The 20,812-nt window shown below is 62.2% G+C and carries 18 protein-coding genes; 13 read left to right on the forward strand and 5 right to left on the reverse strand.

The genetic code is table 11. The annotated features are described in order from the left end of the window. Positions 1-22: 22 nt before the first annotated feature. Together AC1DB0_RS06895 and AC1DB0_RS06900 are read right to left on the reverse strand one after the other, a co-directional pair. Positions 23-487, reverse strand: a complete 465-nt coding sequence (locus tag AC1DB0_RS06895; RefSeq protein ID WP_054423469.1) for a peroxiredoxin — start codon at positions 485-487, stop codon at positions 23-25. After that, positions 484-945, reverse strand: a complete 462-nt coding sequence (locus AC1DB0_RS06900) for an Mth938-like domain-containing protein (RefSeq protein WP_054423467.1) — start codon at positions 943-945, stop codon at positions 484-486. The genes AC1DB0_RS06895 and AC1DB0_RS06900 overlap by 4 nt, the downstream gene beginning before the upstream one ends. A 262-nt stretch (positions 946-1,207) precedes the next feature. Here AC1DB0_RS06900 and alaC point away from each other — a divergent pair, with 262 nt between their 5' ends. The 4 genes from alaC to AC1DB0_RS06920 all read left to right on the forward strand — a co-directional run bounded on the left by alaC (position 1,208) and on the right by AC1DB0_RS06920 (position 5,573). Next, positions 1,208-2,395 carry an alanine transaminase gene (gene alaC, locus AC1DB0_RS06905; protein ID WP_476758627.1) on the forward strand — a complete coding sequence of 396 codons (1,188 nt, stop codon included), beginning with the start codon at positions 1,208-1,210 and terminating at the stop codon, positions 2,393-2,395. 47 nt (positions 2,396-2,442) lie between these two features. Next, on the forward strand, positions 2,443-3,747 hold the full coding sequence (locus AC1DB0_RS06910) for a homoserine dehydrogenase (RefSeq protein ID WP_054423463.1): 1,305 nt from the start codon (positions 2,443-2,445) through the stop codon (positions 3,745-3,747). Then, positions 3,744-5,153 (forward strand): threonine synthase, encoded by a 1,410-nt coding sequence (thrC, locus tag AC1DB0_RS06915; protein ID WP_476758628.1) that lies wholly within the window; start codon positions 3,744-3,746, stop codon positions 5,151-5,153. The genes AC1DB0_RS06910 and thrC overlap by 4 nt, the downstream gene beginning before the upstream one ends. Before the next feature lie 198 nt (positions 5,154-5,351). Continuing rightward, entirely contained in the window at positions 5,352-5,573 is a 222-nt protein-coding gene (locus tag AC1DB0_RS06920) for a YgdI/YgdR family lipoprotein (protein ID WP_054423458.1), read from the forward strand. 71 nt (positions 5,574-5,644) lie between these two features. On the opposite strand, the gene AC1DB0_RS06925 is transcribed toward AC1DB0_RS06920, so the two are convergent. Beyond that, entirely contained in the window at positions 5,645-6,664 is a 1,020-nt protein-coding gene (locus tag AC1DB0_RS06925) for a class 1 fructose-bisphosphatase (protein WP_054423457.1), read from the reverse strand. 10 nt (positions 6,665-6,674) lie between these two features. After that, the gene (gene pepN / locus AC1DB0_RS06930; protein WP_441370709.1) at positions 6,675-9,380 is read right to left on the reverse strand and encodes an aminopeptidase N; all 2,706 of its coding nucleotides are present in this window, start codon (positions 9,378-9,380) and stop codon (positions 6,675-6,677) included. A 149-nt stretch (positions 9,381-9,529) separates the two neighbouring features. Here pepN and AC1DB0_RS06935 point away from each other — a divergent pair, with 149 nt between their 5' ends. Then, positions 9,530-10,168 carry a DUF4136 domain-containing protein gene (locus AC1DB0_RS06935; protein ID WP_054423455.1) on the forward strand — a complete coding sequence of 213 codons (639 nt, stop codon included), beginning with the start codon at positions 9,530-9,532 and terminating at the stop codon, positions 10,166-10,168. Positions 10,169-10,254: 86 nt separating this feature from the next. Here the strand turns inward: AC1DB0_RS06935 and AC1DB0_RS06940 are convergent, their stop codons facing one another. Next, complete coding sequence (locus AC1DB0_RS06940; RefSeq protein ID WP_054423454.1) at positions 10,255-10,635, reverse strand: H-NS histone family protein; 381 nt, start codon at positions 10,633-10,635, stop codon at positions 10,255-10,257. An 883-nt stretch (positions 10,636-11,518) separates the two neighbouring features. Here AC1DB0_RS06940 and tldD point away from each other — a divergent pair. The 8 genes from tldD (at position 11,519) to AC1DB0_RS06980 (ending at position 20,801) form a co-directional block, all read left to right on the forward strand. Next, positions 11,519-12,979 (forward strand): metalloprotease TldD, encoded by a 1,461-nt coding sequence (gene tldD / locus AC1DB0_RS06945; protein WP_175169731.1) that lies wholly within the window; start codon positions 11,519-11,521, stop codon positions 12,977-12,979. Positions 12,980-13,221: 242 nt separating this feature from the next. Next, positions 13,222-14,331, forward strand: a complete 1,110-nt coding sequence (gene aroG / locus AC1DB0_RS06950) for a 3-deoxy-7-phosphoheptulonate synthase AroG (protein ID WP_476758629.1) — start codon at positions 13,222-13,224, stop codon at positions 14,329-14,331. Between the two features lie 100 nt (positions 14,332-14,431). Next, complete coding sequence (locus tag AC1DB0_RS06955) at positions 14,432-15,841, forward strand: FAD-binding oxidoreductase (RefSeq protein ID WP_342067558.1); 1,410 nt, start codon at positions 14,432-14,434, stop codon at positions 15,839-15,841. Positions 15,842-16,118: 277 nt separating this feature from the next. Continuing rightward, entirely contained in the window at positions 16,119-17,087 is a 969-nt protein-coding gene (locus tag AC1DB0_RS06960; protein WP_476758630.1) for a Bug family tripartite tricarboxylate transporter substrate binding protein, read from the forward strand. Positions 17,088-17,093: 6 nt separating this feature from the next. Next, the gene (locus AC1DB0_RS06965; RefSeq protein ID WP_476757621.1) at positions 17,094-17,612 is read left to right on the forward strand and encodes a 2,4'-dihydroxyacetophenone dioxygenase family protein; all 519 of its coding nucleotides are present in this window, start codon (positions 17,094-17,096) and stop codon (positions 17,610-17,612) included. Positions 17,613-17,622: 10 nt separating this feature from the next. Next, positions 17,623-18,339 (forward strand): SDR family NAD(P)-dependent oxidoreductase, encoded by a 717-nt coding sequence (locus tag AC1DB0_RS06970; RefSeq protein ID WP_476757620.1) that lies wholly within the window; start codon positions 17,623-17,625, stop codon positions 18,337-18,339. A 5-nt stretch (positions 18,340-18,344) separates the two neighbouring features. Then, positions 18,345-19,169, forward strand: coding sequence for an IclR family transcriptional regulator (locus AC1DB0_RS06975; protein WP_476758631.1), 825 nt, complete (start codon positions 18,345-18,347; stop codon positions 19,167-19,169). Between the two features lie 132 nt (positions 19,170-19,301). Further along, on the forward strand, positions 19,302-20,801 hold the full coding sequence (locus AC1DB0_RS06980) for an FAD-linked oxidase C-terminal domain-containing protein (RefSeq protein WP_054423441.1): 1,500 nt from the start codon (positions 19,302-19,304) through the stop codon (positions 20,799-20,801). Positions 20,802-20,812: the final 11 nt, after the last annotated feature.

Below are 20,812 nucleotides of genomic sequence, written 5' to 3' on the forward strand. Positions count from 1 at the left end.
CCTGACGGGTATTCCTGTACAGCTAACCGATGCTTTTTGCGGCCTGCAGGACTTCCTTGGCGTGACCCGGGACCTTCACCCCGCGCCACTCCTGCACCAGCACGCCATAGGCGTCGATCAAAAAGGTGCTGCGTTCAATACCGCGCACCTGCTTGCCGTACATATTCTTCTGCTTGATGACGCCGAACAGATTGCACACGGTTTCGTCGGCGTCGGAGATGAGCGGGAAAGGAAGTTCGTACTTGGCCTTGAAGTTCTCATGCGACTTCAGCGAGTCGCGCGAGATTCCAATCACCACGGCGCTGGCCGCCAGAAATTCGGCGTTCAGGTCGCGGAAGTCCTGGCTTTCGGTGGTGCAGCCAGGCGTGTTGTCCTTGGGGTAGAAATACAGGATCACGGCGCGGCCCTGGCATTGTTCCAGGCTGATCGGACCAATGGTGCTTTCAGCGGTGAACATCGGGGCGGGCTTGCCGATACTGGGCGTCATTTCTGGGGTTCTCCGTTCGGGGGGATGAGGGCCACGACCACGCGTCGGCCCTCTGCCATCAGGATGTTGTAGGTGCGAGAGGCGGCGTGCGTGTCCATGATCTCGACGCCGATGCCCATGGTCAACAGGGGACGCAGCACTTCAGGACGCAGGAACTGTTGCCGGGCGCCCGTGCCCACCAGCAGCACTTCGGGCGCATTGGCCGGGCGGCTGGGGCTGGCTTCCGGTTCGTCCAGAAAGGCCATGGGATCGCGGACGGGCTCGACTAAGCCGGCCGCCTGATGCAACAGGGAAGAGGTGATGTCGGCCGGCGACTCAACGGGCCATTCGGACACTTCGCCTTCGGGGCCAAAAGCGACCGAGGAGGAAAAACGTACCTGGTTGACCTCGATATAACCCTCACCGTACGCGGTGACAGTGTTCAGAGCGGCCGTCGCAGGATCGGTATGCAGCTTCAATAAAAACTCCGGCTTTATGGGCTTGATAATAGCGCATCAAGATGACCTGATGTTGCGCAGTATCCACTCGGGAAATGGGGGTTTTTCCGCCCCATTTGCCGCCTAGGCGTCGTTGCGCTAGATTACAGGGTTTTGTTGCGCTGCAAACGTGTGCGGGCGCGGCGTTCAGCCCCTGCGGGTCATTCCTGCGTGTCATCCCTGCCTGTCACCCCTACGTGTCACCCCTGCGTGTAGCCTTGAGTTTTACCCCTAAGGATTCCCCATGAGGAAGTTCTCTCGCATCGAGCGATTGCCTCCGTACGTTTTCAACATTACCGGCGAGCTCAAGATGGCGGCGCGTCGGCGGGGCKAGGACATCATCGACATGTCCATGGGCAATCCGGATGGCGCAACGCCCAAGCACATTGTCGACAAGATGGTGGAAGCGACCTCGCGTCCGACCACTCACGGCTACTCGGTGTCCAAGGGCATCCCGCGTTTGCGCAAGGCGATCTGCGACTGGTATCAGCGCCGTTACGCGGTAGAGTTCGACCCGGATTCCGAAGCCATTGTCACCATCGGCTCCAAGGAAGGCCTGGCCCACTTGATGCTGGCCACGCTGGACCGCGGCGACACCGTGCTGGTGCCGAACCCGAGCTACCCCATTCACATCTACGGCGCTGTCATCGCCGGCGCCAACATCCGTTCGGTGCGCATGACGCCGGGCGTGGATTTCTTCGAGGAACTGGAACGCGCCGTGCGCGAATCCTTCCCGAAGCCCAAGATGATGGTGCTGGGCTTTCCCAGCAACCCCACCGCGCAATGCGTGGACCTGTCATTCTTTGAACGCGTGGTGGCGCTGGCCAAGGAACACGATATCCTTGTCGTGCATGACCTGGCCTACGCCGACATCACGTTCGACGGCTATGTGGCCCCGTCCATCATGCAGGTGCCCGGCGCGCGCGATGTCGCCGTCGAGTTCTTCACGATGAGCAAGAGCTACAACATGGCGGGCTGGCGCGTCGGCTATATGGTCGGCAACCGCGAGCTGGTCAACGCGCTTGCGCGCATCAAGAGTTATCACGACTACGGTACCTTCACGCCGATCCAGGTGGCGTCCATCGCTGCGCTGGATGGCCCGCAAGATTGCGTGAACGAGATCGTGGCCCAGTACCAAAGCCGCCGCGACGTGCTCGTGCGCGGTCTGCACGAAGCAGGTTGGAATGTGGAAATTCCCAAGGCGTCCATGTATATCTGGGCGCAAATCCCCGAGCCCTACCGGGCAATGGGCTCTTTGGAATTTGCCAAGCGTGTCCTGTCGGATGCGAAAGTAGCCGTGTCCCCCGGGATCGGCTTCGGCGAGTACGGCGACGACTACGTACGCTTCGCTCTTATCGAAAACGAGCAGCGCACCCGCCAAGCGGTGCGCGGCATCAAAGATATGTTCCGCAAGGACGGATTGCTGAAATGAATACCCCCCTACGCTCACCCGTCTCGCATGGCCCCGAGGGCAGCGCGATGAATCCCATGAAGGTGGGCCTGCTCGGACTCGGCGTGGTTGGCGGCGGCACGTGGACCGTGCTGTCGCGCAACGCGGAAGAAATTGCACGCCGCGCTGGCCGCCGCATTGAAGTCACGCGCGCCGCTGTGCGCGATGTGGCCAAGGCGCGCGCCCGCGTGGGCGACTCGATCCTGGTCGACACCGACGTGCACGCGCTGGTTCGCGACCCCGAAATCGATATCGTCGTTGAGCTGATTGGCGGCGACACGCTGGCGCTGGAGCTGGTGATGGAAGCCATCGCCAACGGCAAGCATGTCGTCACCGCCAACAAGGCCCTGCTGGCCAAGCACGGCAACGAGATCTTCGCCGCCGCTTACGAGCGTGGCGTCATGGTCACGTTCGAAGCCGCGGTTGCCGGCGGCATCCCAATCATCAAGGCGATCCGCGAAGGCCTGACCGCCAACCGCATCCAGTGGGTGGCCGGCATCATCAACGGCACCACCAACTTCATCCTGTCCGAAATGCGTTCGCGCGGCCTGCCGTTTGCCGACGTGCTGGCCGAAGCCCAGCGCCTGGGCTACGCCGAAGCCGACCCGACGTTCGACGTGGAAGGCGTGGACGCCGCGCACAAGCTGACCTTGCTGGCCTCGCTGGCCTTCGGCGTGCCGGTGCAGTTCGACCGCGCCTACATCGAAGGCATCTCGAATTTGGCCGCCGAAGATATCGAACACGCCGAACGTCTGGGCTATCGCATCAAGCTGCTGGGCGTGACCAAGCGCCGCCCCGACGGCATCGAGCTGCGCGTACACCCGGCGCTGGTGCCGTCCGAGCGCCTGCTGGCCAACGTGGAAGGCGCGATGAACGCCGTGCTGGTCAAGGGCGACGCCGTCGGCCCCACGCTGTACTACGGCCAAGGCGCGGGCGAAGAGCCCACCGCATCGGCCGTGGTTGCCGACCTGGTTGACGTGACGCGCCTGCACACGGCCGACCCGGGCAACCGCGTGCCGCATCTGGCGTTCCAGCCGGACGCCATGTCTGACACCCCGATCCTGCCGATCGAACTGGTCAGCACGTCGTACTACCTGCGCCTGCGCGTGGATGATCAGCCCGGCGTGCTGGCCGATATCGCCCGCATTCTGGCTGACCGCTCCATCTCGATCGGGTCGATGATTCAGCAGCCGTCGCACATCGGCGGCGCCGACATCATCTTCCTGACGCATGAAGCCGTGGAAGGCAACGTCAACCAAGCCATCGAGCGCATCGAGTCCCTGCCGTTCGTGCGGTCCAAGGTCACGCGACTGCGCGTGGAGAACTTGACATGAAATACGTCTCTACCCGTGGCGGCATGAACGCCCTGGAATTCTCGGACATCCTGCTGGAAGGCCTGGCGCCCGATGGCGGCCTGGCCATGCCGGAGCAGCTGCCGCAGGTGTCCGAGCAAACGCTCGAATCCTGGCGCGGCCTGTCCTACGCGGACTTGGCGTTCGAAGTGTTGTCGCTGTTCGCCACCGACATTCCCGCGGAAGACCTGCGCCGCCTGACGCGCGCGGCCTACACGCAAGAAATCTTCAACAGCGAAGACATCGTCCCGCTGCGTCCGCTGGAYGGCGGCCTGTCGCTGCTGGGCTTGTCCGAAGGGCCGACGCTGGCTTTCAAAGACATGGCCATGCAGTTCCTGGGCCAGGTCTTTGAATACGTGCTGGCCAAGCGCGGCACCACGCTGAACATCGTGGGCGCAACCTCGGGCGACACGGGCTCAGCCGCGGAATACGCCTTGCGCGGCAAGCAGGGCGTGGCCGTGTTCATGCTGTCGCCGCACGGCCGCATGAGCGCCTTCCAGCGCGCGCAGATGTATTCGCTGCAAGACGAAAACATCCACAACATCGCCGTGCATGGCGTGTTCGATGAAGCGCAGGACATCGTCAAGGCCTTGGCGGGCGATCTGGAATTCAAGACGAAGTACCGCCTGGGCGCGGTGAACTCCATCAACTGGGCGCGCATTGCAGCCCAGGTGGTGTACTACTTCCACGGCTGGCTGCGCGCCACCGACAAGCCGGGCCAGCAGGTGTCGTTCGCCGTGCCCTCGGGCAACTTCGGCAACATCCTGTCGGGCCATATTGCGCGCAGCATGGGTCTGCCCGTGCGCCGCCTGGTGCTGGCCACGAACGAGAACAACGTGCTGGAAGAATTCTTCCGCACGGGTATCTACCGTCCGCGTCCGGCCGAGCAAACCTACGCCACGTCCAGCCCGTCCATGGACATCTCGCGCGCGTCGAACTTCGAGCGTTTCGTGTTCGATCTGGTCGGCCGCGACGCCGCCCGCGTGAAGGCGTTGTGGACCGCGCTGGCCAAGGATGGCTCGTTCGACCTGTCCGACCTGCTGCCGGAATTCGAATCGCGCTACGGCTTCGTGTCGGGCCAGAGCTCGCACGAAGACCGTCTGGCGACCATTCGTTCCGTGTACGAAGAAACCGGCGTGCTGGTTGACCCGCACACGGCTGACGGCGTGAAGGTTGCGCGCGAATTTGTCGAGCCAGGCGTGCCGATGCTGGTTCTGGAAACCGCCTTGCCGGCCAAGTTCTCCGAGACCATCGAAGAAGCGCTGGGCCGTCCTGCCACGCCGCCGGGCAATCTGGCGAATCTGGAATCCTTGCCGCAACGCGTGGAAGTCATGGAATGCAGCGTCGCCGCCGTGCGCCGTTTCATCGAKGCCAACGCCAAGGTGTGAACCGCCTGGCGGAAACGTGTAACCGCTTGCGGTTTCTGTAAGCGCAAAACCCCACTCAGGCCCGTCCTGCGTGGGGTTTTTTTACGATGTGGGACATCGTGATTACGTTCTCATGCATTTTGACCACAACCCGACACGGATTAGGGGCCGGATTACCGATACAGTGAATCCACCTAATCACACTTGGAGAACACGCCCATGAACCTGAAGACCATGACGTTGGCCCTGGTGGTGACCGGAGTTGGGGTGCTGGCCGGCTGCTCGTCGCCCTCGGTCATTCAGAATCGGGACGGAAGCTCGACCGTAACGCCCGACACGCCGTCGTACGATAAAAAGTCCGGCATGTATGAATACGACAAGGACGGCAAGAAAGTCCAAGTCAACAAGGACGACGTAAAGTCCATTGAAGAGGTCAAGTAACCCCTGCTGCGCAACCCGCGCAATAAAAAAAGCCCCTTGAGAAATCAAGGGGCTTTTCAATGGGGCGACGATTACTTCGCCGCTTCTTCCGCGTGGTAGCGGCCGACGCGCTCGACTTCGTTCTTCGAACCCAGGATCACGCTCACGCGCTGGTGCAGCGTGTCGGGCTGGATTTCCATGATGCGCTGCGTGCCGGTGATCGACGCGCCGCCTGCCTGTTCGATCAGGAAGCTCATGGGGTTGGCTTCGTACATCAGGCGCAGCTTGCCGGCCTTGCCGGGTTCGCGGGCGTCCCAGGGGTACATGAAGATGCCGCCGCGGGTCAGGATGCGATGCACGTCCGCCACCATCGAGGCGATCCAGCGCATGTTGAAATCCTTGCCCAAGGGGCCGGTCGACCCAGCCAGGCAATCGTCGATGTAGCGCTTCACGGGCGGGGCCCAGTGGCGCATGTTCGACATGTTGATGGCGAATTCCTTGGTGTCTTGCGGCACCTGGATGTTCTCGTGCGTCAACACCCACGAACCCATTTCGCGATCCAGCGTGAAGCCCACCACGCCGTTGCCGATGGTCAGCACCAGCATGGTCTGCGGGCCGTAGACAGCATAGCCGGCCACCACCTGCTTGTCGCCCGGTTGCAGGAAGTCCTGCTCGCAGACGGGGGCGCCCGACACGTTATGGGGGGCGTGCAGCACCGAGAAAATGGTGCCGATGGACACGTTCACGTCGATGTTCGACGAGCCGTCCAGGGGATCAAACAGCAGCAGGTATTCGCCCTTGGGGTAGCGGTTCGGGATGAGATGGATGGTTTCCATTTCTTCCGACGCCATGGCCGCCAGGTGGCCGCCCCATTCGTTGGCTTCGAGCAGAATTTCGTTGGACAGCACGTCCAGCTTCTTCTGCACTTCGCCCTGGACGTTTTCGCTTTCCAGGCTGCCCAGCACGCCGCCCAAGGCGCCCTTGCTGACAGCGTGACTGATGGCCTTGCAGGCGCGCGCGACCACTTCGATGAGCAGACGCACTTCCGGTGCAAGGGCTTGGGCGGAGCGTTGTTGCTCCACCAGGTATTGAGTCAGAGTTTTACGTTTCAAAAAGGTCTCCCTATGCTGCGAATTCTAATGCCTTGGATACGATTTCCTGCACGTTGCGCGACAGGCCTTCATGCGCGCGCACCTGTTGCAGGGCGGCCTGCATGGGCGTGCGCAGCGCCGGAACAAAACGCGACCAGTTGTCCAGCGCGCGGGCAAGGCGCGCTGCGATTTCCGGATTTAGTGCGTCCAGCGCCAGCACCTGCTCGGCCCAGAACGTGTAGCCGGAGCCGTCCGGGTGATGCATGCCGCGCGCATTGTTCAGGCAGAACTGGAAAATCAGCGCGCGGGCGCGGTTCGGGTTGCGCAACGTGAACGCGGGGTGCGTCATCAGCTCGCGCGCCGTTTGCACGGTGGTTGAACGGGCGGCGGCCTGCAGGGCGAACCACTTGTCGACCACCAGCGGATTGTCGCGCCACTTGTCGTAGAACGCGGCCAGCGCTTCCTGCGGGAAGTCGCCTTGGCCGTAATTGATCAGGGCCGACAGCGCTGCCATGCTGTCCGTCATGTTGCCCGCGCGGTCGTACTGCTGTTCAGCCAGGCGCTGGGCATCATGCTCGCCAGCGGCCATCAGGTGGCCGAGCGCCAGGTTCTTCAGCGCACGCATGCCGGCCGGCACGGGGGCGGGGCTGTATTCACCCGGCGTCTGGTTCTGCTCGAATGCCTGACGGAATTCGGCGGCCAGTTGGCGTCCGAGTTCGGCGCGCAGGAAGTCGCGGGCAACGGCCAGCGCAGGCGGGTCCACCGCTTGCATGCGCTCGGCCAGCGTCTTCTCGGACGGCAGCGCCAGCGCGCGGGCGCGGTAGGCGGCGTCAATCACCGGGTCGGTCAGCAGGGCGCGCCAGGCCTCGATGAAGGCGGCGTCGGCGTGCAGCGTGCGGCCGGCTTGGCGGGCTTCGGCCAGCGCCAGAATCTGGCGCGTGGCCAATTCCTGGCCGGCTTCCCAGCGGGCGAACGGGTTGGTGTCATGGGCGGACAGCAGCGCAAGCTCTTCGTCGGTCCAGTCGTAGTCGACGATGACCGGGGCCGAGAAGTCGCGCAGCAGCGACGGCACGGGGCGGTCGGCAATGTCTTCGAACACCCATTGCTGGCTTTGCGTGGTGAGCTCGAGCAGCGCGGTTTCCTTGGCCGCGCCGTCATGGCGCAGCGGCAGGGCGCGGCCGTCTTTGTCCAGCAGGCCAATGGCAAACGGGATGTGGTACGGCGCCTTGACGTAGTCGGCGCCGGCTTTTCTTTCGACGCCTACCGGCTGGCAGTCCTGCGTCAGCGTGACTGTGCAGCGGCGGGCGGCAGCGTCATGGTCCAGGCGGACGGTGACGCGCGGCGTGCCGGCCTGGCGATACCAGCGGCGAAACACCGACAAATCGCGGCCGGGGTGTTGGCGCACGTAGACCGATTCCATGGCGGCAACGAAGTCGTCGCAGGTGACAGCCTGGCCGTCGTGGCGGCGGAAATACTCGTCCATGCCGGCGCGGAACCCGGCTTCGCCCAGCAGCGTGTGCTGCATGCGGATGACTTCGGCGCCTTTCTCGTACACGGTAGCGGTGTAGAAGTTGCCGATTTCCTGGTAGCTCTCGGGCCGGATGGGGTGAGCCATGGGGCCGGCGTCTTCGGGGAACTGAGCGGCGCGCAGGGCGACCACGTCGTCAATGCGCTTGACGGCGCGAGCGCTGGCGGCTGCCGCCTCGTCCATGCCATGCGCCATCATGTCAGCGCTGAATTCCTGGTCGCGGAAAACGGTCAGGCCTTCTTTCAGGCTCAGCTGGAACCAGTCGCGGCAGGTGACGCGGTTGCCCGTCCAGTTGTGGAAGTATTCGTGCCCGATAACGGATTCGATGCCTTCGTAGTTGGCGTCGGTGGCGCTGTCGGCGTCCGCCAGCACGTAGGCGGCGTTGAAGATGTTCAGGCCCTTGTTCTCCATCGCGCCCATATTGAAGTCGTGCACGGCGACGATCATGAAGCGGTCCAGATCCAGCTCCAGGCCGAAGCGGGTTTCGTCCCAGCGCAGCGCGCGCACCAGCGAATCCAAGGCCCATTCGGTTTTGGTTTCGGAGCCCGGGTCGCTATATACCTGCAGCAGCACGTCGCGGCCGCTGGCCGTCTTGACTGTGGTTTCGCGGTGCGTGAGGTTGCCGGCAACCAGCGCAAACAGATAGCAGGGCTTGGGGAACGGGTCTTCCCATTCGACCTCGTTGCGGCCGTCGGGCAACTGGCGCGACGCCATCAGGTTGCCGTTACTCAGCAGCACCGGGTATTGCGGCTGAGCCCGCAGCGTCACGCGGTAGCGCGACATCACGTCGGGGCGGTCGGCAAACCAGGTGATGCGGCGAAAGCCTTCGGCTTCGCATTGCGTGAAGAAATTGCCACCCGATACGTACAAACCCATCAACGTGGAGTTGGCCGACGGCTTGCAGCGGCTGACGATTTCCACGGTGGCGTCTTGGGGCAGGCCGTAAATGGCCAGGCTGTGATCCGACAGGTGATAGCCGTCGGCGGCCAGCGCCTTGCCGTTGACGCCTACCGAGACGAGTTCCAGGTCTTCTCCATCCAGGATCAGAGCGGCGTCGGCGCTGGCGCCGGACTTGCGCTGCACGTGCATCGTGCAGCGCACTTCGGTGGCGTCGGGCGCCAGATCGAAGGCCAGAGCGACTTCGGGAATGTCGTAGGGGTAGGGCTGGTAGTCCTTGCGATAAACGGTAATGGGCGTGTCGGTGCGCATGGAGTTGCAGTCCTGGTTGAACGAGGAGTCTATTGTAGTAGGTGGTCGCGAGCGCTAGGCTGGGGCGTGCGGACTACGGCAAACTTTTTGCCGTGGCCCCAGTCAAAGCTCAGTATGATGGCGCCGTCGCGCGCTACAGGAGTCGCAATATGTCCAGAATGTCCATGTTCAGAGTTGGCCGTTGGGCCGGATTATTGGCCGTGGCGGGGGCGCTGACATTGACGGGCTGCGCAGCCCCTACGGTGTCGGCTCGGGTCACTTCTTTCCAGCAATGGCCAACCGGCGTTGAAGGTCAGACCTATCAATTCGTCGCGTCCGACCCTAACCAGGTCAATAATCTGGAATACCAGTCTTATCAGGATATGGTCCGCGCCGGCATCGGCGCAACCGGGCTGATCGAAGCCCAACCCGGGGCGAAGGGCCGCTTTGATGTGTCGTTCACGTACGGCACCAGCCAAACCCAGATCATGGTGCGCCGCCCCTATGACCCGTACTTCTATGGCGGTTATGGCTATGGCGGCTACTACGGTGGGCGGCCTTGGGGTCCGGGCTACGGCTATTGGGGCCCGGATTGGGTCGATGTCCCCATGGCGGTCCAGCGCAATACGCTGAACTTGAAGATCCGCGATACCCAGCGGGGCGGGGCTGAGGTTTATCGTTCCACCGCCTTCATACTCAGCCAGGGTGATGATTTCATGCGCACAATGCCCTATCTGGTGCGCGCAATATTTGACAATTTTCCCGGAAATAACGGAGCGGAACGCGAGATTGAATTTCCGCTTCGCTAAGTCTGACTGCCTTCTGACTACGTTTCATAAATAAAATCGGCGCACCAAATTGGTGCGCCGATTTATTTCTTACTGCAGAATAGCTTTTATTCTTTGATGAGAAAACTGTCGCGTGTAGCGCCAGTTGCTTCTTCAGCAGCGAGCCAGCGCGGTGCTTTACCGCGGCCGCTCCAGGTTTCGCCAGTTTGCGGGTGGCGATACTTCGGCGCTACGGCGCGCTTGGCGGTGGCGGGGCGGGCAGCCGCGCCAGCCTTGCGTCGGCCGCCAGTGGCCGCGCGAGCCGGCTTGCCGGCGCCATAGGCAGCGATGATTTCTTCGGGCGTGATGTCGTACTCACGCATCGAGGTAATGATGGAAGAGATCACGGGCTTGCGGCGCTTCGTTTGAAGGACTTCTGCCTTCTTTTGAAGCTTGTTGATTTCTTTCTCGATCTTTGCTTGCAGTGCTGCGTATGTTTCTCGGGCCATGGTTTATTCCTGATTATGGAACTGCTTTAATCGCCGGCGAAGTTATGTTTATTTGTTGTGCTTCGCATAATACAGAAGTTACGCCTTGACTTCTCTATTTTCGGACTAATTACTTTGTATCAAAAGAGACGCAGAGCCTTTAGCCGCGCGGATATGCCTCTGGAACAAGTATTGGGAAGGATATTCCCAAATTTGGGACGGATTGAAACAAATCAGCCGTCGGCTCACAAGGCGGACGAAGACGGTGCATAGGCCCCATTTCGGAGCATATTTGTTTCATACGGCGGGCGAATCGAAGGAGGGCAGGCGCCGTGAACCGGATTTGGGGGCAAGTTGCTCTGATTTAAAGTCTACGAGGAGAACGCGTTTTCAGAAGCGAGGTCAGACGACCTAACTGCCCCTACTTGTACTGATGGGCGCCGCCGTCATGCATTTTGGCATTCTTGGTTTATGAGAATGATATGGAGGAAAAAGTGGTGCTCAGGCAATTTGGGCTGCATTTTCTTACCACTTGTATGACGACCTGGCAGGACGCGGGGCCCCTTGTCTGCCAAGATTGCGAAATCGGCTTTGTAAGCGATGTGTAAGCAAATCACGTGCAAAAAACTGTTATGTGATCGAACAATCTTTGGTCGTAATTGCTTAACTTGATACTCAGTATTGCGTCCCCATCTGATTCACCTGTGAATAATCGACGGCATTTTCCGCAGCCGCCAATCGCCGTCCAGCGCGTGCCTTGAGGATGCCGCTGGCCTCTGCCATCGAGGTGTGTCTCTTTTGACGCTTGAGCGGGACGCCGGACCCCGGTCGGCGGTACGATACGGTCTTGAGCGTCCACGCATGTGCGCACCCGTGCCGCGCCGATGCCCCCTGAATAGAGCCTATGAAAATCATTGATCCCGCCATTGCATCCCTTGCCACCGCTAAATCGCTGCTGCTCGACCCCTGGGGTCTGACCGAAGCCGACATGGCGCGCGCACTGGGTGAAATCTTCACCCACAAGGTCGACTACGCGGACCTGTACTTCCAGTACACGCGCAGCGAGGGGTGGAGCCTGGAAGAGGGCATCGTCAAAACCGGCAGCTTTTCCATCAGCCAGGGTGTGGGCGTGCGCGCGGTGAGCGGCGAGAAAACCGCCTTCGCCTATTCCGATTCGCTGTCAGCAGACGCGTTGCTGTCATCCGCGCATGCCGTGCGCGGGATTGCGCGCCGTGGCGCCGGCAAGGTCAAGGTGGCGGCGCAGGTCGAAGCCGAAATGGGCCGTAGCCTATATGCCGACATTGATCCCGTGGCCACGTTGAGCGCCCCTGAAAAGGTTGCGCTGCTGGAACGCATTGAACGCATGGCGCGCGCCCGCGATCCGCACATCATTCAAGTCATGGCGGGCCTGGGCGCTGAATACGATGTGGTGCTGGTGGCCGGCAGCGATGGCCGTTTGGCCGCCGACGTGCGCCCGCTGGTGCGCCTGTCGCTGACCGTGATCGCCGAGCGCAACGGCCGCCGCGAAATGGGTCACGCTGGCGGTGGTGGCCGCCTGGGTCTGGCCTACTTCACCGACGAGATGCTGCAAGGTTATGTGGAACGCGCCGTGCACGAAGCCATGGTGAACCTGGAAGCGCGCCCCGCACCCGCCGGTGAAATGACGGTGGTGCTGGGTTCGGGCTGGCCCGGCATCCTGCTGCACGAGGCCGTGGGCCACGGGCTGGAAGGCGACTTCAACCGCAAGGGCTCCAGCGTGTTCTCGGGCCGTATCGGTGAGCGGGTGGCGTCCAAGGGCGTGACGGTGGTGGATGACGGCACGCTGCCTGACCGCCGCGGCTCGCTGAACATTGACGACGAAGGCAACGCCACGCAACGCAATGTGTTGATCGAAGACGGCATCCTGCGCGGCTACATGCAAGACACGTTGAACGCGCGCCTGATGAAAACCGCCGCCACCGGCAACGGCCGCCGCGAATCGTTCGCGCATCTGCCGATGCCGCGCATGACCAACACCTACATGCTGGCCGGCGACAAGCCAGCCGAAGAAATCGTGTCGTCCGTCAAGCGCGGCCTGTACGCGGTGAATTTCGGCGGCGGCCAGGTCGACATCACCAGCGGCAAGTTCGTGTTCTCGGCCTCCGAGGCCTACATGATCGAAGACGGCAAGGTGACCTATCCCGTCAAGGGCGCCACCCTGATCGGCAACGGCCCTGACGCCATGACCCGCGTCACCATGATCGGCAATGACTTGCAGCTGGATTCGGGTGTGGGCACTTGCGGCAAGGACGGCCAGAGCGTGCCGGTGGGCGTGGGTATGCCGACCGTGCGCATGGAAGGCCTGACCGTGGGCGGCACCGCCTGAGCGTGAATTCAGGCCGTCGCATCCTTAAAAAACGATGTGACGGCCAAAAAGTTTTGTGCTAGAGTCAATCCCCATGAAATTCGCGTCCCCCGCCTTTTACTTTTATTTTTATAAGTTTCTGAAGCCGCTGGCGGAGGAAGGGACGCGCTCAATCTGAAGTTTGGAAAGAATCCCCCCCAAAAAAGCCGCCAGCGAACTGGCGGCTTTTTTTGTGCCGCCGGGATCGGAATAGACCGATCGGGATGGACCCCGTTGGCGGGCAACCCAGGAGCAGTCCCGTGTCACACAATACCGACGACCTTCGTATTCGAGAAATCAAGGAACTGAATCCGCCCGCGCACGTGATGCGCGAGTTCGCGTGCACGAAAGAGGCGTCTGATACCGTTTTCGCCGCTCGCCAAGGCATGCACCGCATCCTGCACGGCATGGACGACCGCATGATCGTCGTGATCGGGCCGTGCTCGATCCACGACACGCGGGCTGCCATCGAATATGCGAAGCGTCTGAAGCCGGTGCGTGACCGCCTGAGCGCCGACCTGGAAATCGTGATGCGCGTGTATTTCGAGAAGCCGCGCACCACCGTCGGTTGGAAGGGGCTGATCAACGATCCCGACCTGGACGGCAGCTTCGATATCAATAAGGGCGTGCGCGTGGCTCGTGAGCTGCTGCTGGATATCAACAGCCTGGGGCTGCCGGCGGGTTGCGAGTTCTTGGACATGATTACGCCGCAATACATCGCGGATCTGGTCTCCTGGGGGGCGATCGGGGCTCGGACGACGGAAAGCCAGGTGCATCGTGAGCTGGCCTCCGGCCTGTCGTGTCCGGTGGGGTTCAAGAACGGTACGGATGGCAATGTGAAGATCGCGGTCGACGCGATCAAGGCGGCGTCGCAGCCGCACCATTTCCTGTCGGTGACCAAGGGCGGGCATTCGGCGATTGTGTCGACGGCCGGCAACGAAGACTGTCACGTCATCCTGCGCGGCGGAAAAACGCCGAACTACGACGCCGCCAGTGTCGACGCGGCCTGCCAGGACGTGTCCAAGGCCGGTCTGGCGCAACGCATCATGGTTGACGCCAGCCACGCCAACAGCAGCAAAGACCCCGAAAACCAGCCGCGCGTGATCGACGACGTGGCGCGCCAGATGGAAGCGGGCGACGCGCGCCTGGTGGGCGTCATGGTGGAAAGCCATCTGCTGGGCGGCCGCCAGGACATGGTGCCCGGCAAGCCGTTGGTGTACGGCCAAAGCATCACCGATGGCTGCATTGATTGGGATGCGTCGGTGGCGGTGCTGGAACGCCTGGCGCATGCGGTGCGTGAACGCCGCCGGGTCGCGCTGACCTCTGGCAAGTAAGGCAAGACACACCGCAAGCCGCCTGCCTGGGGCGGTTTGCGGTGCAGCATGCGTTGCGGCGTAGAATATTCCGGTTAACGAACCCGAGAACACGCTGATCATGAACGCTCCCTTGCACGCTGAAACGTTGCGCCGCGCGGTGCCGGCCGCCTGTCTGGATGCCCTGCGCGCGCGCTTTGGCGACCGCCTGTCCGAGTCCTCCGCCGTGCGTGAACACCACGGCCGCGACGAGTCGCCGTATCCGCCCATGCTGCCGGACGCCGTTGTCTTCGCGCACACCACCGAAGAAGTCGCCGAGGTCGCCAAGCTGTGCAATGAGCATCGCGTTCCGTTGATTCCGTACGGCGCGGGCTCGTCGCTGGAAGGCCACATCCTGGCGATCCAGGGGGGCATCAGCCTGGACTTGTCGCAGATGAACAAGGTCTTGGCGATCAACGCCGAAGACCTGACCGCCACCGTGCAGGCAGGCGTGTTGCGCAAGCAGCTCAATGAAGAAATTCGTAGCACCGGCTTGTTCTTCCCGATTGATCCGGGCGCCGACGCCAGCCTGGGCGGCATGGCCGCCACGCGCGCATCGGGCACGAACGCCGTGCGCTACGGCACCATGCGCGAAAACGTGATGTCGCTGACGGTGGTGACCGCCGATGGCCGCATCGTCCGTACCGCCGGGCGCGCGCGTAAATCGTCGGCGGGCTACGACCTGACGCGCGTCTTCATCGGCAGCGAAGGCACGCTGGGCATCATCACCGAAGTGACGGTGCGCCTGTACCCGCAGCCCGAAGCCGTGTCGGCCGCGGTCTGCAACTTCCCCACGCTGGACGACGCCGTGCAAAGCGTCATCGAAATCATCCAGATGGGCGTGCCGATTGCGCGCGTCGAGTTCATGGACGCGGCCAGCGTGCGTTCGGTGAACCAGTACAGCAAGCTGACCCTGCGCGAGACGCCGCTGCTGGTGTTCGAATTTCACGGCAGCCCGGCCGGCGTGCAAGAGCAGGCCGAAACCGTGCAAGCCATTACCGCCGAACACGGCGGCATGGACTTCGAATGGGCCGAACGCCCCGAAGACCGCAGCCGCCTGTGGACCGCGCGTCACAACGCCTACTTTGCCGGCCTGCAACTGCGCCCCGGCTGCCGCGCCAGCACCACCGACGTCTGCGTGCCGATCTCGCGCCTGGCGGATTGCGTGCGCGACACGGTCGAAGAACTGGACCGCGCCAGCTTCCCGTACACCATCGTTGGCCACGTGGGCGACGGCAACTTCCACGTGCTGATGCTGCTGGACGCCGACAATCCCCAGGAATGGGAAGAGTCGGAAACCATCAACCACAATCTGGTGCGCCGCGCGATTGCCGCCGACGGCACCTGCACGGGCGAACACGGCGTGGGCTTGCACAAGATGCAATTCATGGCGGAAGAGCACGGCGAAGACGCGTTGGATTTGATGCGCAGCCTGAAGCACGCGTTTGATCCGAACAACATCCTGAACCCGGGCAAGATCGTGTCCTGGTAAACATCCAGGGCAAGGGGCGCGGCGGATGATGCTGCGCGCCTTACAACGCTTTTCCGAAAAGCCGACGGCATCGCCCGTCGGTTTTTTTTTGCCTGATTGCCCTCGGAGCATCGCAACGGATACCGCGAATTTTCCAGTGACACGGCAAGCCAAATCCTTTATTCTGAATTTTCGTAGACAATTGTCCACAATATGGACAAATAAAAATACCGTCTGCGAGTTCCACAAAGCGGATCGGGTTTCAACAGAAAACCCGGCCAGGACAAAGGAGACAAGGATGTTGATGAGACAAGGCTTGATGGTGGCCAGCCTGATTGCGGCGGGCTTGACGGCATCGTTGCCAGCGCATGCGCAGGCGGCGGATTCCTATCCGAACCAGCCCGTCACGCTGGTGGTGCCGTTCCAGCCGGGCGGTGGCACTGATGCCGTGGCCCGCACCTTCGCCAAAGTGTCGGCGCAGTATTTCCCGAAGGGCATGGTGGTGCTGAACAAGTCCGGCGCGGGCGGCGCGGTGGGCTGGAAATATGTGCTGAACAGCAAGAACGACGGCCACACGCTGACGGTCGTGACCGCGGAATTCGTGATCCTGCCGCTGCTTGGCCTGTTCGACCACACGTACAAGGACTACACGCCGCTGGTGCAGTTGAACGCCGACCCGGCGGCCATCGTGGTGCCGGCCAATTCGCCCTACAAGACGCTCGAAGAATTCATGGCGGCCGCGAAGAAAGCGCCCGCCACCTTGAATGTGGGCACCTCTGGCACCGGCTCCATCTACGACGTGGCGCTGAGCGCGTTCGAAGTGAAGTCGGACACGCGCTTCACGCATATTCCGTTTCCCGGTTCGGGGCCGGCGTTGCTGAATCTGTTGGGTAGCCAGCTGGATGCGGTGGCGACCAGCCCCGCCGAAGCCTCTGAATACGTGCGGTCTGGCAAGCTGCGGCTGCTGGTCTTGATGAGCGACAAGCGCGTGCCGGAATTCCCCGACGTGCCAACCGCCAAAGAGAAGGGCCTGGATGTGGCCTATGGCACCTGGCGCGGCATCGCCGGCCCCAAAGGCATGCCGCCCGCCACGGTGGCCAAGCTGAAGGAAGTCTTTGAAAAGGTGGCGCAGGACCCGCAACTGATCTCGGCGATCAAGGCGCAGAACCTGGGCTATGTGTACGCCGATGGCGACACCTTCGAAAAGAAGATGGCGGCCGAGACCGCTGATTACGCCCAAGTCCTGAAGACCTTAAGCATCAAGTGAGCCGCGATGACGACGACATCCGCCGTACCCACCCCATACCGTTACCCCAATCCCAAGGAAGCGCTGCCCGACATCGTCGTGCCAAGCGTGATTCCGGATGACGAGCGCGTCTGGGTGCCGCAAGCCGACAACGTCTGGTTCCGGCCGCTCTGTCTGAACGTGTCGCAGGGCTATTGGATGAACCTGCTGCGCGTGCGCAAGTCGGGCGTGCTGAGCTGCCACCGCCATCCGCAAGCCGTGCACGGCTACGTCATCAAGGGATCGTGGCGGTATCTGGAACATGACTGGATTGCGCGCGAAGGCAGTTATGTCTTCGAGCCGCCCGGCGAAACACATACCTTGTTTGTGCCTGACGACGTGGAGGAAATGATCACCATGTTCCAGGTCAACGGCGTCATGTATTACTGCGACAGCGAAGGCCGCCATACCGGATACGAAGACGTGTTCACCAAGCTGGACATGTGCCGCAAGCACTACGAAAGCGTGGGGCTGGGCGCCGACTACGTCGATCAATTCGTGCGCTGAGGGCATTGCCATGAGTTTTCAGACAGGCTTGTTCAAGGGCAAGACCGCCGTGGTGACAGGCGGCACGCAAGGCTTGGGGCATGGTGTGGCTGACGCGCTGGCGCGATTGGGTGCGCGCGTGATTGCGGTGGGCTTGCCTTCTTCCGAAGCCCCGCCGGCTGGCGTCGAGGTGGTGACGGTGGACGTCACGCACGCAGAAAACGTAGCGGCGTTTGCCGCCACGCTTGATCGCGTGGACATGCTCATCAACTGCGCGGGTGTGATCTTCCGGCAAGAAGAGTTCAAGCTGCCGGTATTCGAGCGGGTGCTGGACATCAACCTGACGGGCACCATGCGCATGTGCGAAGCCTTGCAGCCGCAACTGGCGCGCGCAGCAGGGTGCATCGTCAATACGGCGTCGATGCTGAGCTTCTTCGGGGGCGGGCTGGTGCCGGCCTACAGCGCCAGCAAGGGCGGGGTGGCGCAACTGACCAAGTCCCTGGCCATTGCTTATGCTGATGCGGGCATCCGCGTGAATGCGGTGGCGCCGGGCTGGATCGCCACGCCGCTGACCGAGGCCCTGCAAAAAGATCCCGCACGCGCCTCGCGCATTCTGGAACGCACGCCGCTGAAACGGTGGGGAACGCCAGCGGATGTGGCGCAAGCCGTCGTGTTTTTGTGTTCGCCTGCGGCCGCGTTCATGACGGGGGTGGTGATGCCGGTGGACGGGGGCTACATGGTAACCTGACCCGCGTGAAAATCGCTCGCGACAAGCCCTCGTCAAGCTCAGCCTCCGGCGCCAAACCGGTCGCCGGCACGGCCTCGTTTTCCAAGTTCATGCGCGTGCTGGATGTGATTGCATCCAGCGGCGAAACGGCATGGACGGTGAACGAACTGAGCGCCAGGCTGGGCTACCCGCGCCCCACCATTTACCGCATTGTCGATGCGCTGCTGGYCGAGCAGTTGATCGTGCAGCAGCGCAACGGCCAGACCTTTGGTTTGGGGCCGCGGCTGGTCAGCCTGGCGAGCCGTGCGCTGGAAAGTTCCGACATCCGGCAACTGTGCAAAGACCATCTGTTCGATCTCAAAGAGCACACACAAGAGACCGTGCATCTGGCGGTGCCGGACCGGTCGGAAATGACCTACATCGACAAGCTGGAAAGCCCGAAGGCGGTGCGCATGAATTCGCGCCTGGGCAGCCGCGTCACGATGTATTCCAGTTCGGTCGGCAAAGCGTATCTGGCGCAGTTGGAACCGGATGCGCGCAACGCCATCATTCAAACCCTGGATTTCAAGGTGTTCACCGCGGCCACGCTGCGCACGCCGAACGCGTTGCGCCAAGAGCTTGAGCAGATCCGCCGCCAGGGCTTTGCGGAAGACCGCGAAGAAAACGAGAAGGACATCTTCTGCTTCGGTTGCGCCATTACCGGCAAGCAAGGGCAGCCGGTGGCGTGCGTCAGTTTGAGCATTCCGGCATTTCGCATGAGCGAAAACCGCGTGGACAGTTATATCCAGCCGCTGGTCGACACCTGCGCGGCCATCTCCCGGAAACTGGCGCTGCTGGATTATTCCGCCTGATTGCGTGCAGCTTTTCAGCGACAAAAATCGCACCTATTACGGCTGGTTACGTGTCGCTGCGCCCCGGTCGTTGCATGGATGCGGGTAAATCCCGGCCTGTTTTAACAGTGCGCTCGCGCTATTGTTGCGCTCATGAATTCACTGGTCGAAACCGGCCTGGCACAAGTGCAGGCGCCTTATTCGTTGCAGCAGCTCATCGAGGCGTTGTCGGCCGCGTTGCCCGCGCACTGCGTGTTGTTTCGCGAAGAAGATACCCGTCCCTACGAGTGCGACGGGCTGTCGTTATATCGCGCGCTGCCGGCTGTTGTGGCATTACCCGAAACCGAAGAGCAGGTGCAGGCCGTCATGCGGATCTGCAAGCGGCTGAACGCGCCTATCGTCGCACGCGGCGCAGGCACGGGCCTTTCTGGCGGCGCCATGCCGCACAGCCAAGGCGTGCTGTTGGGCCTGTCCAAATTCAACCGCATCAAGCATATCGATCTGGCCAGCGCCACGGCGGTTGTGCAGCCGGGCGTGCGAAACCTGGCCATTTCCGAAGCCGCATCACCTTATGGCCTGTACTACGCACCTGACCCGTCCAGCCAGATTGCCTGCTCCATCGGCGGCAACGTTGCCGAGAATTCCGGCGGCGTGCATTGCCTGAAGTACGGGCTCACCGTACACAACGTGCTGCGCGTGCGCGTCGTCACGATCGATGGCGACATCGTTGAACTGGGTTCCGAAGCGCCGGATGCGCCGGGCCTGGATCTGCTGTCTGTCTTTATCGGCTCCGAAGGCATGCTGGGCGTGGTCACCGAAGTGACCGTCAAACTGATTCCGAAGCCGGCCTGTGCGCAGGTCGTCATGGCCAGTTTTTCCAGCGTGGAAGCGGCCGGTAATGCGGTCACGCAAGTGATTGCGGCGGGCATGATTCCAGCTGGCCTTGAAATGATGGACCGCCGCGCGACCCACATGGTCGAACCATTTGTGTGCGCCGGCTACGACATGGACGCGCAAGCCATTTTGCTTTGCGAGTCCGATGGCACGCCCGAAGAAGTGGCGCACGAAATCGCGCGCATGGAAGCGGTGTTTCGCGATGCCGGCGCCACGCGCTGCCAGGTGTCCACGTCCGAGGCCGAGCGCCTGAAATTCTGGGCCGGCCGCAAGAACGCGTTTCCGGCTGCGGGGCGCGTGTCACCCGATTATTACTGCATGGACGGCACCATTCCGCGCCGCCATCTGGCGCGCGTGCTGGGCGCCATTGAACAGATGGAAGATGAGTTCGGGTTGCGCTGCGCCAACGTGTTCCATGCGGGCGACGGCAATCTGCATCCGCTGATTCTGTTCGATTCGAATAAGCCGGACGAGGTGGAGCGCGCCGAGAAATTCGGTGCGGCCATTCTTGAGCTGTGCGTGCAGGTAGGAGGAACCGTGACCGGAGAGCACGGTGTGGGTATGGAGAAGATAAATCAAATGTGCGTGCAATTCTCTCGCGAAGAACTCGACGCGTTCCTGGCGGTCAAGCGGGCGTTTGATCCGCCGTGCCTGCTGAATCCTGAAAAAGTCATTCCCACGCTGGCCCGCTGCGCCGAATACGGCAAGATGCACGTCCATGCGGGTGAGATGCGCTTCCCCGATCTCGCCCGTTTCTAGGACGTATCCCC

It is taken from the genome of Achromobacter sp. 10T422 (assembly GCF_056394065.1).

Excerpts from the sequence above, each read along its gene's own strand:
- pepN (WP_441370709.1), bottom strand. The coding sequence starts at position 9,380 with ATGCGCACCGACACGCCCATTACCGTTTATCGCAAGGACTACCAGCCC.
- AC1DB0_RS06955 (WP_342067558.1), top strand. The coding sequence starts at position 14,432 with ATGAACGCTCCCTTGCACGCTGAAACGTTGCGCCGCGCGGTGCCGGCC.
- AC1DB0_RS06970 (WP_476757620.1), top strand. The coding sequence starts at position 17,623 with ATGAGTTTTCAGACAGGCTTGTTCAAGGGCAAGACCGCCGTGGTGACA.
- AC1DB0_RS06935 (WP_054423455.1), top strand. The coding sequence starts at position 9,530 with ATGTCCAGAATGTCCATGTTCAGAGTTGGCCGTTGGGCCGGATTATTG.
- aroG (WP_476758629.1), top strand. The coding sequence starts at position 13,222 with ATGGACCCCGTTGGCGGGCAACCCAGGAGCAGTCCCGTGTCACACAAT.
- AC1DB0_RS06965 (WP_476757621.1), top strand. The coding sequence starts at position 17,094 with ATGACGACGACATCCGCCGTACCCACCCCATACCGTTACCCCAATCCC.
- AC1DB0_RS06960 (WP_476758630.1), top strand. The coding sequence starts at position 16,119 with ATGTTGATGAGACAAGGCTTGATGGTGGCCAGCCTGATTGCGGCGGGC.
- AC1DB0_RS06910 (WP_054423463.1), top strand. The coding sequence starts at position 2,443 with ATGAATCCCATGAAGGTGGGCCTGCTCGGACTCGGCGTGGTTGGCGGC.
- tldD (WP_175169731.1), top strand. The coding sequence starts at position 11,519 with ATGAAAATCATTGATCCCGCCATTGCATCCCTTGCCACCGCTAAATCG.
- AC1DB0_RS06895 (WP_054423469.1), bottom strand. The coding sequence starts at position 487 with ATGACGCCCAGTATCGGCAAGCCCGCCCCGATGTTCACCGCTGAAAGC.
- AC1DB0_RS06920 (WP_054423458.1), top strand. The coding sequence starts at position 5,352 with ATGAACCTGAAGACCATGACGTTGGCCCTGGTGGTGACCGGAGTTGGG.
- AC1DB0_RS06980 (WP_054423441.1), top strand. The coding sequence starts at position 19,302 with ATGAATTCACTGGTCGAAACCGGCCTGGCACAAGTGCAGGCGCCTTAT.
- AC1DB0_RS06940 (WP_054423454.1), bottom strand. The coding sequence starts at position 10,635 with ATGGCCCGAGAAACATACGCAGCACTGCAAGCAAAGATCGAGAAAGAA.